The organism is Streptomyces noursei ATCC 11455, assembly GCF_001704275.1.
Taxonomy (GTDB): Bacteria; Actinomycetota; Actinomycetes; order Streptomycetales; family Streptomycetaceae; genus Streptomyces; species Streptomyces noursei.
On sequence record NZ_CP011533.1, the window covers coordinates 1744050 to 1756988 of the forward strand.

At 64.7% G+C, this 12939-nt stretch carries 12 protein-coding genes and 1 pseudogene; 2 read left to right on the forward strand and 11 right to left on the reverse strand.

Going from position 1 to position 12939, the window contains the following annotated elements:
• Window positions 1-2: 2 nt before the first annotated feature.
• The 5 genes from mycP to SNOUR_RS07340 all read right to left on the reverse strand — a co-directional run bounded on the left by mycP (window position 3) and on the right by SNOUR_RS07340 (window position 7222).
• Entirely contained in the window at window positions 3-1238 is a 1236-nt protein-coding gene (gene mycP, locus SNOUR_RS07315) for a type VII secretion-associated serine protease mycosin (RefSeq protein ID WP_312632092.1), read from the reverse strand.
• Window positions 1239-2900: 1662 nt separating this feature from the next.
• Window positions 2901-3209 (reverse strand): hypothetical protein, encoded by a 309-nt coding sequence (locus SNOUR_RS07325; RefSeq protein ID WP_067344813.1) that lies wholly within the window; start codon window positions 3207-3209, stop codon window positions 2901-2903.
• Window positions 3210-3459: 250 nt separating this feature from the next.
• Window positions 3460-4572 carry a hypothetical protein gene (locus SNOUR_RS46065; RefSeq protein WP_159425824.1) on the reverse strand — a complete coding sequence of 371 codons (1113 nt, stop codon included), beginning with the start codon at window positions 4570-4572 and terminating at the stop codon, window positions 3460-3462.
• A gap of 2 nt (window positions 4573-4574) precedes the next feature.
• A complete protein-coding gene (locus SNOUR_RS07335; RefSeq protein WP_067344815.1) occupies window positions 4575-6761 on the reverse strand; it encodes a DUF6571 family protein in 2187 nt (728 codons plus the stop codon).
• Between the two features lie 2 nt (window positions 6762-6763).
• The gene (locus tag SNOUR_RS07340; RefSeq protein WP_067344816.1) at window positions 6764-7222 is read right to left on the reverse strand and encodes a hypothetical protein; all 459 of its coding nucleotides are present in this window, start codon (window positions 7220-7222) and stop codon (window positions 6764-6766) included.
• A 750-nt stretch (window positions 7223-7972) separates the two neighbouring features.
• Here SNOUR_RS07340 and SNOUR_RS42680 point away from each other — a divergent pair.
• Entirely contained in the window at window positions 7973-8251 is a 279-nt protein-coding gene (locus SNOUR_RS42680; RefSeq protein ID WP_079142321.1) for a hypothetical protein, read from the forward strand.
• Between the two features lie 97 nt (window positions 8252-8348).
• On the opposite strand, the gene SNOUR_RS07345 is transcribed toward SNOUR_RS42680, so the two are convergent.
• Window positions 8349-8588: a hypothetical protein gene (locus tag SNOUR_RS07345; protein ID WP_174717849.1), complete on the reverse strand. Its 240-nt coding sequence runs from the start codon at window positions 8586-8588 to the stop codon at window positions 8349-8351.
• Window positions 8589-8595: 7 nt separating this feature from the next.
• On the opposite strand from SNOUR_RS07345, the pseudogene SNOUR_RS42685 reads away from it, so the two are divergent.
• A pseudogene (locus SNOUR_RS42685) lies at window positions 8596-8778 on the forward strand (TetR family transcriptional regulator); the annotation flags it as partial.
• A 295-nt stretch (window positions 8779-9073) separates the two neighbouring features.
• On the opposite strand, the gene SNOUR_RS07355 reads toward SNOUR_RS42685, so the two are convergent.
• The 5 genes from SNOUR_RS07355 to SNOUR_RS07375 form a co-directional block, all read right to left on the reverse strand.
• Window positions 9074-9820 (reverse strand): hypothetical protein, encoded by a 747-nt coding sequence (locus SNOUR_RS07355; RefSeq protein WP_067344818.1) that lies wholly within the window; start codon window positions 9818-9820, stop codon window positions 9074-9076.
• A 59-nt stretch (window positions 9821-9879) separates the two neighbouring features.
• Entirely contained in the window at window positions 9880-10092 is a 213-nt protein-coding gene (locus tag SNOUR_RS07360; RefSeq protein WP_067344819.1) for a hypothetical protein, read from the reverse strand.
• Between the two features lie 328 nt (window positions 10093-10420).
• The gene (locus SNOUR_RS07365; RefSeq protein WP_067344820.1) at window positions 10421-11218 is read right to left on the reverse strand and encodes a 3-deoxy-manno-octulosonate cytidylyltransferase; all 798 of its coding nucleotides are present in this window, start codon (window positions 11216-11218) and stop codon (window positions 10421-10423) included.
• Between the two features lie 24 nt (window positions 11219-11242).
• On the reverse strand, window positions 11243-11779 hold the full coding sequence (locus tag SNOUR_RS07370) for an NUDIX hydrolase (protein WP_312632093.1): 537 nt from the start codon (window positions 11777-11779) through the stop codon (window positions 11243-11245).
• A 36-nt stretch (window positions 11780-11815) separates the two neighbouring features.
• Window positions 11816-12937: an adenosylhomocysteinase gene (locus SNOUR_RS07375; RefSeq protein WP_067344824.1), complete on the reverse strand. Its 1122-nt coding sequence runs from the start codon at window positions 12935-12937 to the stop codon at window positions 11816-11818.
• Between the last annotated feature and the right edge of the window lie 2 nt (window positions 12938-12939).

Below are 12939 nucleotides of genomic sequence, written 5' to 3' on the forward strand. Positions count from 1 at the left end.
GGCTACTGCTGGAAGGGCGGCCTGGGTGGTTGCTGGCCGTACGGGGAAGGTGGAGGCACGACGGGACGCCGGCGCTTGACGACGACCGCAGCCAGTACGGCCACGACCCCCAGCACTACGACCCCGACGACACCCCAGATGACGTATGCGGAACCGCTGTCCTTGGAGGAGGCGGCGTCGGAACCGCCGGACGGAGCAGCGGGAGCTGCCGAGGGCATAGACGCGGCCGACGGGTCCGGCAGCGGCCCGTTCGTCGAACCGGCGGGGATGTCCTCAGTCAAGGCGCTGTACGGGCGGATGAACCCGTAGCCATAGTGCTTGTCCGGGAGCTTTGTACCCTTCATGGAATCCGGCAACATGGCAGTCTTCACGAGGCGGTTCGCGATCTGACCGGCCGTGAGGTCTGGGAACTTTGCGCGGAGCAGGGCGGCGGCGGCTGAGACGTAGGCGGTGGCGTCGGAGGTTCCGGTACCGCTTTGGTAGCCGTGATCACGTCCTGCGCCAGCGATGTCCACTCCTGGTGCTGCGAGCAGGTTGTTGGACCCGTAGTTGGACTTCTCCCAGATCTTCTTTGAAGAGTCGACCGCTCCTACCGAGATCACACCTGGGATGCTCGCGGGGTAGTTCGGCTCGTCGACGCCATCATTGCCGGCCGCGGCAACAATTACGGCATCCTTCTGCCGCGCATACCGAACGGCATCGTCCAGATCAGTAATCTTGAACGTGTCACCCAAAGACAAATTGACGACTGACGCTCCGTGATCGACTGCATAACGGATCGCCTGCGAGACGGGGGACTCACCCTTACCCGTGCCGGTCTGCAAGCCATCCTGATTGTTCACAATGAGCGGCAGAATCTTTGCCTCAGGGGCGAGCCCCTTGATGCCAGCCTCGCCCCCAGGCCCGTGACCATGTCCTGCGATCAGGGAGGCCATGGCGGTGCCGTGCGAACTCTCTGTTTCACGGTCGGCACGACCGTCGCCCTTAAGCAGGTTCTTTCCAGGCAGCACGTTGCCCACGAGGTCGGGGTGTGTCCCGTCGACACCGGTGTCGACGACGGCTACGGTCACGCCCCGCCCCGTGGATACCTTCTCAATCGCATCAGCATCGAATGCCGACAAGGCCCACTGACGATCGCGAATGGAATCCGCGGCAGCCGGGGACGCCACGCTCGCGAGGCCGACCACGCACAACAGTGCCGTCCCGCCTGCCGCTCTCATCCATCGTGTGAACGTCACGCCTAATTGCTTCCTTCCGAACTGCCCGGCTCCGCCTCGCTGCCTTCCTGCTCTGGCGAGTTAGCGGTAGCCGGCTCCTCAGTGGCCGAAACGCCAACAACTCCCGGCACAACGTCCCGCTGCGAGACCCAGGTCTCCTCATCCTCGACCAAGTAGTCCGGACGCAACCCCTGCCGACGCCTCTTCTCTTCCTGTGTGGGTCGCCCGTTGGCCGGTATGCCCAGCGGCCCACGCGCACGGGACGAACCTCCCGAACCGCCACTCAGAGCGCCGCCTCGGCTACGGTGCAGCCCTGAGCCACCCTGAGCACCCCGCCCCGGAACCCCAGGCTTACTCGGTTCGCCGACGACGCCGCCGGGTCGCCGTGCCAGCCCTCCCTGACGGCCACGAACGCCCCCTTTACCGGATGCGCCCGGGTCTGTGGCGCCGGCGACTGGCGGTCGTCCTGCCCGGCCCGGTTGACCCGGAGCCCCTGGAACAGTGGATCTTCCTGCGCCAGCGCGGCCACCCGGAGGCGTGCTCGGAGTGCCGGGTGAACCAGGGCGCATCGTTCTGCCGCCCAGAGGGCCACGCCCGCCAATCACTGGACCACCAGCAGGCAGTCCCGGCCCGTCGGGGCCCGAACCGGAGTTGCCAGGAACCTGGCCAACTACCGGCCCGGCAGAGCCCGTGCCAGGAAGGCTGGGAGCGCTGGGCACGCCACCGCGGACACCGTCCAACGCTGTACCCGGATTCGGTGCTTGCGTCGCAGGAGGACGTGTCCCAGGTCGGGCAGAGCGCCCAGTGGCCTCGCCCTGCTCTGAAGGCCGGGGCGAGGCGACGGCACCCGCGGCTGACGTGTCGCCAGCCGTCTTCCGGCCCGACACACGAGGGACGGTTGCGCTCCGTGGACTGGCCATGGCTGGAACCACGGCAAATGCCACATCTGGCGGTGGCACTGTCGAGTCCGGTGGGGCGATGGGCTTCTCCCGGTCGCGGGGAGGTGGGGGCGTCAACTGATTCGCCTTGACGTTGTACGAGGCGCCGAGCCTCTCCATGTGGGCAGCGGCCCGCAGGGCAATCTCCTTGCCCCGCGAAAGCGTGTCATCGTTTTTGGCCAGAGCATCGCTGACGCTCATGCCGTGGGCCACGTCCTGCTTCAGCCCACTATCGTCACGCACGCCGAAATTGCTCAGCCATTTTGCGCCGTCCTTGATCCCTGACACCACGGCACCCACGTAGTTGCCGTGTTCCTGCTCAGAGACGGTGTCCTGGAGGGCCATAACTGATCTTTTGACCTCGCGGAGGTCGGCAGCCGCGCCTTGGAGGACATGCGAGGTGTTCTTGGCGTACATCGCGCCATTCTTGAGACTCGTGCTGAGCATCTTCGCCCGAGCCTCGAAAGCCTCGGCCGCCGCGCCGTGCCAGTACTCGCGGACATCCGCCACCGCTTTGTCCAGCAGATCCTTCACACTTCCGTCGGGCGCATCACCGGCCAGCTGGTCATGCACGTACATCCAGTGATGGGCGATCTCTTCGACCTTGTCCGGCCGTGTGTCGCGCACCATGGCCTTTAGGCCCTCAAGCGTATGGCTCGAGAAGTTGGTGGAGTGTCCGCCCCCGCTACCCATGTCATCCCTCCCCGTTGTGCTCGCTCATGTGATGGAGCCGACGGCAGCCGCCTCAACGCATGGACTGACGGACCTCTTGCTCACGGGCGTCATAGCCGTCGTGAACGGTCCTCGTCTTCTTGCTGGCGTCGGCAATCATGCTCTTCAGCTCGGTCACCATGTCGGCGATCTCCCGCTTCATCTTTCCGTGCGCATTCCGGAGCCCGGCTTCCTCGGCGAAACGCTGGCCGAGATACCCCTCCGGCAGCTCCGTCTTGTACTCAGCCGTGGTCCCGACCCCATCCATCGCGTCCACAAGCGAGTTGAGCCGCGTGATGACTTGCTGTAGCGCACTCAGATCAACTCGATATTCTTCAACCATCTGCAAAATCCCCCCGGCGTCTCCACTTCAGACCTGTGCACAGCGCCTAACGCACACCGGATCCATCAAACCGTCTGCCAGAAGGCCTGGTCAACCGATCTCTTGGGGCGACTCAAGACCTGATGACTGTGTCTTAAAAGCGACCCTGATCCGCTCACATAACAGCTGGGACAAGGTGGGCCAATCTGGGCAGGGCGCGCCTCGCAGGGCGGCCCAGAGCCGCTGGCCGGCCTGACGTCAACCATGGTCGTTACGGCATCTTCAGACTGGCACAGCCATGACGTTCGGCTGACCGCGTGGCGAACGCCTTAAGAGTAGACTCCTCCAATTGCCCATCCGGGGTAAAGCGATCGCCATCGTCCGGCAGCGCCGTGGCGATGTACAACGCCTTGCCTCCGGAGGGACACTCGGCCGTAGCCCAGACGCTGCTACCTTTACGACCGGCTGACTTTTCAGAGTCGAGCTCGTCCCCATACCCCAACTGCGCCGGCAGTGCCCGAACAAACGGGCCATAGAAGGCGCTAAGGCGGTAGTGGGGTTTGTTCGAATCCGATAGGAGGTAGCAATTCTCGATAGGCGCATTTGAGTCCGTCGCACTTTCGCGGACAGCGGCCGCGATGCCTGCGCAGCTACCCCCAGCTTCGCCCTGCGGCACTTTTGTGTGTGCCGTATTGTCCGGCACACGATCAATAGGGCCACCGGGACGGGCGTTGCATCCCCAAGCCCTAGCTGCGTTCTGCGCCGTCTTCACCGCCGTACGCGCAAAGCGGGCGCGCTGAGCGGTCCCCTCCATCGATCGCATGGCCTGCCCTTGCAGCGTGACGATCAGGGAGGAGCGCTCGGGGTCATTGCGGTGGTTAGCGCACGGCATGTTGACCGTCGCGACGAGGCCCTCTCCCGAGCGCCCCTCGTCCATCACTCCTTCCCACCCGTGACCAAGCGGAATGGCCATCCCCAAGCCACCGTTCGGCGGAAAGCCGCCGAAGTCATGCAGAGCACCTGCCGCTCCAGAACTCCAGTCCATTGCCGTCGACAGCCATGCGCGGCCATCAGGGTCGCCTACGGAGCACTTGTGCAGTTGACCTGCCCGCGGGTTAATTCCCTGCTCTACTGCAACGTCATGTCCGCGCAGACGATCAGCTCCGAGCAGCTCCTTGACTTCCGAAGTGTCAACACTTCCTTTGCAAATATCTGCCAGACTCCGCTCGTCTTTCCAACGGTCATACGCTCCACTGAAGTAGAAGACGGAGGGCACGGCTATGACGAGGACGAGGACAACGAAGATCAGTAGGCGTTTGCGGCTCAGGCGGTCGACTCCCGGTGCGGGATCACCGATGCGGCGCTGTTCCGTAGCATCATTCATGGCTAGTTATGGTTCTTCCCTCGCCCCAGTGCGTCTTGGGCATCGGTGCGACCGTCTTCGTAAATACCGCGCATCTCATTCTGCATGGAATGAGCATGTCCTGAATCGGGGTCATCGTTGTGCATCCTGTACCACTCGGCCACCATCTTGTGGACGCCCGCTTGTCCGCTCTTGCCTAGTTCACCGTGAATGGTGTTCTGATCAATCTCGCCAGCCCCTGCTGCTTGAACAGCTGAATCCATGTGCTGCTGCCAGGCGGTAACACCAACGTCGGTGAGACGAACCGCGATATCGCCGACTACAGGGAATCTAGTGACGATGCCCGCAGCGGTGTGGTAGCCAGCCTTTCCGATCCACCATTTGTTGTCAGTGAGTCCGTCGTCACGACGGTCGAGGATGACGTCCCCTTGGATAGCGTCAATGGCGCCGGTGGCTCCTGCAGCATCGCCCATGACGCCCTTCACGTCCTTCTCTGGAGCATCGGGCGAGAGATCAGACAGCTGCTGTGCTACATGGGCTGTTTCTGCCTCCTGCAGGATGTGGTACGCCTCAGGGTCATCCGAGACTCCGCGCATTACCCGAATCAAGGACGGCCTGTCGGTAGACATCCGTATCTGTCCGGTGCCTTCGTCGCTCCAAACGCCTGATTCACCCTTCCCGGCATGGTCCAGGGAAGCGTTGTTAGCTGTCAGGATGTCGTGCGTATCCGATACGTAGTCACCAAGCGCATTGGCGATCGGACGTTGCATGCCCTCAGGGAGCTTCTCGTTCTTTGGACCACCATCGAGCATGTTGATGCTGTCACGCATGACCCTGGCCTGCGACGCAGTGTGCTCACGTAGAGGGTCTTCCTCACCGGGCTCATGTCCGGTAGCGCCGGCTTCGATGGCCAGCGCCAGTGAACCCTGCCCGGTCTTTTCATGGAAACTGTCCGGCATCCACTGCCGGCCATGCACAAGGTATTTGAGGTTCCCGCTCTGGCGGTCCTCGCCCGGGTCGAGGAACTGCGTGGCTGCCTCGGGGTTCTTGCTCAGCGCGTCCATGTAGCCCGTCATGGGATCGCTGCCCGGGCCGTCACTGGAGTAGTCGATTCGCGCCATGGTGGCGTCAGGAGCCCACAACTGCCTCGGCGTCGACGAGGCCCTGGACTTCTCGTAGCTCACGAGGTCTCGGCCGTAGTCGTTGAGGAAGTCGGTGTCGAAGCTGCCGCTCCGCATCAGGCTGCTCATGAGCTGGTACCCCTTGGCGCTGGGCCCGCCAGGCCCTCCAGGGTCGATGGTCTGCGGCCCGAGCGCCAGCATCTTCTGCTTCCACTCGTCCATCGCCGTGCTGTCGCTCTGTGTGGCAATTCCGAGTGTGGAGCCGAGGCCGGCCTGCAACTGCTTGAGGGCTGCATTACGCTCCGGGCCCCGCTCTCCGGAGTTGGGCCCTGATGCCTCTCGCCAGAATTCCAGTACACCCTTCGGACCCATCACGGTGGAGAACCTCTCCGCGAAGACCATGTCGTTCTTGCGCTTGGACAGGATCTTCCCCAATCGGTCGAGCTCGTCGTTGGTGAGGTCTTCGCCCTTCTTGGTGAGTCTCAGAGCCTCGGCCATGTCCTTCTTGGCGTCTCGGGCCGAGTCCAACGACGTGTAGATGTTCTTGTTGAAGGAAGCGTTGTTCTTGCCGTTGGAGTCCTGACGCAGCGCCCAGTCCGCAGCTTCGTCCGCTGCGGTGGCATCCCGCAGCACCTTCTCGATGCGCCTTTGGATGGCCTCGATCTTGGCCTTGCGCTCCGGGTGGAAGACCTCGCTATATCCGCCGGCCATGAATCCCTGGCTGTCCGGATCGGTGTCGATGACCATGCCGTTGTCCAGCACTTGGAGCTTCTCGGCAGGTGCTTCCTCATCGATGATCCGGTGGAGCTTCTTCTGTGCCGCGCTGAACTCCGCGTGGGCGTCGAGCAACAGAGTCGCGATGGCGTGCGCCTCTTGCGCCGCGGCAGCGTACTGCTCCTTGATCTTCGTGAGTGACAGCTGCGCCTGTTCGGCTGCGTCCCCGTGCCAGTCGGACTTCAGGGGCTGGGTGACACGTGCCTCGAACAGCTCCTGCAGGCCCTGGTACTTCTTGGGGAGCAGGTTCCACTCGTCCGCTGATGCCTGGAGCTTGCCGAGGTCGGCGTGGAGGAGATCGGAGAATGCCACCATGATCAGTGCCTCCCGCCGTCAAGAGCGTCCATCCGGGATTTTTCGGAGCGGTCTGTCCGCTCGTACGAACTGCTGGTGTTGTGCAGCTTCATGACGGCGTCGGACAGCATCGTGCTCAGATGCACGGACTCGTCCGCCCACCTCTTGTGCAGCGCAGAGAGCCCCTGAGAGCTTTGCCAGCCGCCCAGAGCGCTGGACGCGACGTCGGTTTCCGACAGGGCGGGCTGGTCCACCTTGTCGGTGTCGCCCCGGAGGTCCTCCAGCGCCTTGGCCGCCTTGGTCAGCGCGACCGTACGGACCGATGTCTGCCGTCCTCCGCTCCCTGCGCCCCCGTCTCCCCTGCTCTCTGCGGAGTTGAGCTCCATCGCCACGTTCTGCCGCTTGGCAACATCGGTGAGCGATCCGTCATCGTTGTAACGGAACGGATTGAGCCGGCGGTCCCAATCCTGGTCGTAGGTCACGCGCTTCCCCCGTGGCGGTACAGGTCAATGTTCACTATGAACACACGGCGAAGGGAGCTTAGGTCGTCAAGTGGTTCGGAACAATCGGCTGGCCGGTTTGTTTCGATAGGCCCTGAACTGCCCGTAGTTGATTCGCCGCCGGACAGCCGCCCAGCTCCATCGCGATCGACCAGAGCCAGCCCGTCGGCCCGACGCTTGACCGGCGGTACCGCAGGGTCCGCCCGCCGACTTCCTCGACGATACGTCCGGCGCGATCAGCTGGGTCGATCGCGCCGGTAAAGCACAAGCCATCCCGGGGCCCACACGCCCTTGATGCGCCCGCTCCCCGCTCGACGGCCGACGACCGCCCCTCAGCAACACCCCAACCCGCCACCGGACGATCACTAGCAACCCGACGGCCGCCCTTGATGAGGCACCGTTGGGCCAGCGCGGACGCCATTCCTCGGAATCGCCCGCATCATTCATTCCCTGGGAACACCTGCCCCGGGTGGCCCTTCCCGCTCGTCCGGCGACGGCCGTCCCGAAGGCAGTGCCGGCACCGGTCGCGCAACCGTCGCGCCGTGACGCTGCCACCGACAGTGCGCCATGATGATTCCTCGGCCGCCGTGACGTCTTGCCGTCATCCTGAAGCCCACCTCGGCCGAACACCGGCACGGCGTCCCACCACGCTGAAGCCCAGATCCTCATCACATACCGGATCATGGCGATTGGCTACCGCCTGCGCGGCTACCGGCGGACTACGGTCGGCGCATGGAGATCATCGTCGTGTACGAGCTCGACCAACCTACGAGCACGACCGACACCCGACCCGGCGAGGCCGGGGCCCGGGTCCGACGAGTGCACGCAGCGCCAGGCGCCCCAGGAGGGCCTTCCTCCCCCGGCCCACGGACCTTCTGCGGCAAGGACACCTTCGCCATGGAGACATCCTCCTGGCGGCCCTCGGGACACCCCGGTTCACCGTGGTACCCCCCGGCGTACGCCGACCGGGTCTGCGGCAACTGCGACAGCGCGATGGAAGACGAGACCTGAGCCAAGCCCACCGGACAGCACGCCGTCCTCCAGACGAAGGGCTCGCCCAGCTGGTGTGCGGGACACAGCCGAGTCTTCGGGCACTGTTGATGAGCCCTCACTCCGCACGGGGCTCGGCGAGATAGGTGCCGGCCAGTGTGCCGTCGTATCCCGCAGCCTCGGCTGCGGCCTCCAGGCTCGGGTAGTCCTGGCCGATACCTTCGCCGATCATCGCCATGTAGTCCGCACGGGTCAGTTCGCGCTCGACCCACTGGTGCGCGCAGCGGCAACGAATGCTGACTTCGTTGCGGTCGCAGATGACCATCCAGTCGCGCCGGGCGCCGCACTTGGGGCACATGACGGTGATCCTCGACGCCCTCCGACAGCACGTCCTCGACACCTGGCCCTCGATCGAGGCACACCCTCAGGCGGCCGAGTTCACCCACCTTGTGGAGTCCACGCCAGTGCTGCGCGCGTACGCCGAACGCATGTGGACCTGGTACACGGACACTCTCAGCGCAGCCATCGCCGACGAGTTCGGCGTGGACCCGAGCTGGGAGCACCTCATTCTGATCCGAGTCCCAAGTGGTCATGGCAGCGGCGTGCTGCGTGCGTGTCGACCCGACCTCCGGCCGGATGATGAGTCCGCGTCTCTGATCACCGAGCAGTCCGGCTCGGCGCCTCCGGCTTCCTTCGGGGGCACTATCCGCCTGAGGCTCGATCGTTTCCGCTCTTTTGAAGGTGCCGGTGTCCGAGGCTAACGTGGCGTTCACGGCCTGCGGCCGTTCGCCCTCACTGCGACTGAGGGCGAACGGCCGCGGGTTGCAAACTACTTGGTGGGGGTCAGCTGGTGGCCTTGCCTATGCAGAACCAGACGGTGCCCGCTCCGACTCCGCCGGCCGCGGTGATGCACGGAACGCATGCCACACCAGCGGTTCCCACGCATGCTGCTGCGCATGCGGTGCCGATGAGAGCAAGGGCCCAGGACGAGATGCCGGCGCCGGAGAGGCAGTCGTTGAGCTTGCCCCAGCTGAAGCCGTAGGTGGAAATCTTCGGCTGCGTGGCGGGCAGGTCCTTGGGAAGGTCAGCAGCCTTGATGGTCTTGTCGGCCGTCAGGGCGCCGTTGCGCCACACCTGCGCATGACCGGTCTTGTCGTCGTGGGTGAGCTGCATCTCCAGCGTTTCGACAACCTTACCGGAGGAGTCGTAGACGACGTTCAGGCTCGCGCCGCGCTCCTGGTCGCTGAAGGGGATGGAGACCTGAGTGTTGCCCTTGTGGAATTTGTAGACAGTGGCGCGTTCCGTCACGAGGGACGAACCGGCCTTGAGGTGCGTGGCGACCTTCTGGTCGCTGACGTCAGCGGTGACCCGCTTGACCCATGTCTGGGCCTGCTCGCCCTCAAGCACGGAGGACTGGCTCTGCAGCGCCTTGATGTTGCTGACCAGGGCCTCGGTCTCGGGCGAGACATCACTCGCAGAGGCCGCCGAGGCGGCGACCGGAGCGGCGAATGCCGGGCTCTGGGAGGCGGTGATCCCAATGAGCGAGACGCCTGCCAGGGCTGCAGAGGCGACGCGGTAAGAGAGCTTCACGAAAGCGGACTTCCTTCTTGCTCAAGATGTGTAGGTGCAATTCGGATTGACCAGGGCGGTCAGCGCTTGCGGAGGAGCACGAGAAGGACAAGCACGGAGCTGACGGCAGCAACCGTCCACGGACTGGGGCCGCCGTTCCATGTGACCACCGCCGCCGCGACGGTCAGAGCCGCGTTGAAGGCGGCAATCCCCAGGGCCAGTCCGCCCGTTCGCTTGTCAGTCATGCGCATCCCCTGCTGTGGTCGATCAACGCCGCGGTCGAAAATGACCATATGAGTGGGGTAAAGCCGCCTCAACCACCATTCAGGCGTACTGATCATTTCCGGTCGGAGTTACCAGACCGGCACGACGTGTGCCGCAGGACGCGTTGCTGTGGATTGGGCCTACAAGCGCTCGCGTCACAACGGGAGTTGAGTGACGCAGCTGCCTTCGCCGGCCTTGCTCCCGACGCAGCCTCTCCGCTCGAAGCAGCCTTGGCGGGATGTCCTGATTTCGTAGGCGCAGGTCCCTCGCTCTGCCAAGGCGCCGTCGGACTACGGCGGTGGGTCACCTCGGCTACGGATTGAACTCGTAGGCGCCCCCACGGTCCGAGCAGTGGGCTCAGGTGCACTTCCGCGGAACTTCCGCCTCGGGGCAAGACCACGTCCGTTGTAGAAGGCGTTGGGCACGAACGAGATCCTCGGGGGTGTCCACGGCGAGGCCGGCGTCTGCCACGGGCAGCATCCGCACGTTGTACGAGTGCTCGACGAAGCGCAGCATCTCGACGCCCTCGGTGCGTTCGAGTGGCCCCTGGTCCAGCTCCCGAAAGACCTCCAGGCCGGCGGCCGTGAATCCGTACAGCCCGAGCTGACGGAAGTAGGCCGGGTAGCCGCTCCGCGGGTACGGAATCGGCTGCCGAGAGAACATCAAGGCGTTGCTGTCCGTGCCGATGACGACCTTTACGACGTTGTGGTCGATGGCAGCTGCTGTGTCGGCTATGGGCGTGTAGGCATTGACCGCTGGAGTGGCGGCTTCGAGGTGGGCCACGGCTTCCGAGACGGCGTCGATCGCCGCAGGATCGATGAACGGTTCGTCGCCCTGGACGTTGATGTATCCATCGGCTTGGAGGTGCTGGGCACATGCGGCGACGCGATCGGTGCCGGTGGCGTGCTCGCCCGTCATCAGGCAGGGGATGCCGAGCTGTTGGCACACTTCCTCGATGCGGTGGTCATCAGTCGCGACGACCGCGTCGTCAAGGCATTGAGCTTCTTGGCATCGCTGGTGGACGTGCCACAGCAGAGGCTTGTCGCCGAGCATGGCCAGGGGCTTGCCGGGAAATCGTGATGCGCCCCAGCGGCATGGGATCACCGCTATGTGCCGGCGTGGGGGGCGTTTGGGCTTCGTTGGCGTAACGGCCACGGTGTTCTCCGGACGGTAGATGGGTCAGGAACTCGTGGAACGGTGCAGGAGGGCGAGCTTGCTAGCGATCGTGGGAGCAGTGACCTCGGGGAAAGGAAGCCACTGGAAGTCCGTGACTTCCTCTGGTTGGAGGTGCATCTTCCGCTCGCCGAGGAGATGGAAGGCGAACCGGAAGTCGTAGTGGTGGTGCCGTGGTTCGCCTCTGTCGGGGTTGGCTGCGATGTCGTGTACATCGATGTCGAACGGGATGTCTGCGTAGCCGTTCAGCGTCGCCAGGGCGCTGGACGGAATGCCGGCTTCTTCTTGGAGTTCGCGTAGAGCGGCGTCAGGAAGAGTGGTGTCGGCTGCCTCGATATGGCCGCCGGGCAGCAGGTCCTTGCGAAGGATCCGGTGGTGGATGTGCAGCACCCGGTCGTGCCGGTCGATCACGATGGCACTGCAAGTGACGTGCCCCGGGTAGGTCTTGTGGCTGGTGGGATCTTCCCGGCGTGCCAGGGCCTCCCGTAGTGGCTGGAGTGCTTCCTGCTCGTCGGAGTGGCGTACAAGGTATGCCGCGGTCACATTGCGGATGTGCGTGCGGGATGGAGGAATGGCGGTTCACCTGGCGAAGTGGTCGAGCCAGGCCGTGGCGATGGCCTGGCGGTCGCGCGAGGGCATCTCGTGGAGGCCGGGGTCGCGAGGGCCCTGTGTGAGCGTGGATGTGGCCGCGAGTATTTCGGCTTGGACGAGGTGGATGTATGTGCCGACGGCAGCACCGTGCAGGAAGTTGACGGCGTTGCCGTCGGCCAGGACGTAGAAGTAGTGGCCGGTCACGTCGTACCGGTCCAGATGTTCCCCGGTGAACGTGCGCCGGTAGAGGTCGTTCAGTGCGTCGAGTTCGAGTTCGTCCTCGGAGGAGGTGACCGAGGCGACGTACGCGCCGTTGCGGAGGGCCGCGAAGTCGCTCTGCCGGAGGGCCAGGTTGCCCGTGGCGCACAGTACGAGCCCGGCATTGTGGATCGCTTCGGTGCAGGTGGCGGTGGTGCGGAAGCCCTGAGCGTGGGCTTGCACTCGCTTGACGGGATCGTTGTCGTAGACGACGACGCGGAGGTCGTGGGCCCGCAGGGTCTGGGCGATGCTCCGGCCGACTTTGCCGAAGCCGACGACGCAGGCGTCGCGGCCGGTGAGGATGTCACCTCGGGTGCGTACGAGGGCCTCCGTGGAGAAGACGATGGATCGCCCGACGAGGTGGTCCTCGCAGTCCTTCAGCGGGGAGCGGGCCACCGAGAACACGGGGCAGGGTAGTTGGCCGAGTGCCTCATACCGCTGGTGGCCGTTCTCGGTGTCCTCGACGACTCCCAGGATGCGTCCGGAGAACTTGTCGACGAGGGTGTCGAGGCTGGGGGCGTAGTAGCCGCCGATGTCGAGGAGGACGACGTCGCGGCCTGGCACGTTGACTTCGAGGTAGTCGAGGGCGCTGGTCGGGTCGGCGAACATCTCGCGCGTGAGGGTGTGGACGGCGTACCTGCGGCGGGTCTCTGCCAGGGCTGTGGCATTCACGGACTTGGGCTTGGGGAGCACGGCGGCGATGGTGGTCGTGCGGGCCATCGCGCGCAGGAAGGCCGGGCGGTCGGAGAGCAGATGCGTGATGATCAGCGCGCTGACGTCGCCGACGGCCGGGAAGCGCTCGGTGATACGTCGGAAGAAGGCGTCCAGCCGGGCTTTCTCTGGGCTCTCCACAA

Excerpts from the sequence above, each read along its gene's own strand:
- SNOUR_RS46065 (WP_159425824.1), bottom strand. The coding sequence starts at position 4,572 with ATGAATGATGCTACGGAACAGCGCCGCATCGGTGATCCCGCACCGGGA.
- SNOUR_RS07345 (WP_174717849.1), bottom strand. The coding sequence starts at position 8,588 with ATGTGCCCCAAGTGCGGCGCCCGGCGCGACTGGATGGTCATCTGCGAC.
- SNOUR_RS42680 (WP_079142321.1), top strand. The coding sequence starts at position 7,973 with ATGGAGATCATCGTCGTGTACGAGCTCGACCAACCTACGAGCACGACC.
- SNOUR_RS07360 (WP_067344819.1), bottom strand. The coding sequence starts at position 10,092 with ATGGTCATTTTCGACCGCGGCGTTGATCGACCACAGCAGGGGATGCGC.
- SNOUR_RS07325 (WP_067344813.1), bottom strand. The coding sequence starts at position 3,209 with ATGGTTGAAGAATATCGAGTTGATCTGAGTGCGCTACAGCAAGTCATC.
- SNOUR_RS07335 (WP_067344815.1), bottom strand. The coding sequence starts at position 6,761 with ATGGTGGCATTCTCCGATCTCCTCCACGCCGACCTCGGCAAGCTCCAG.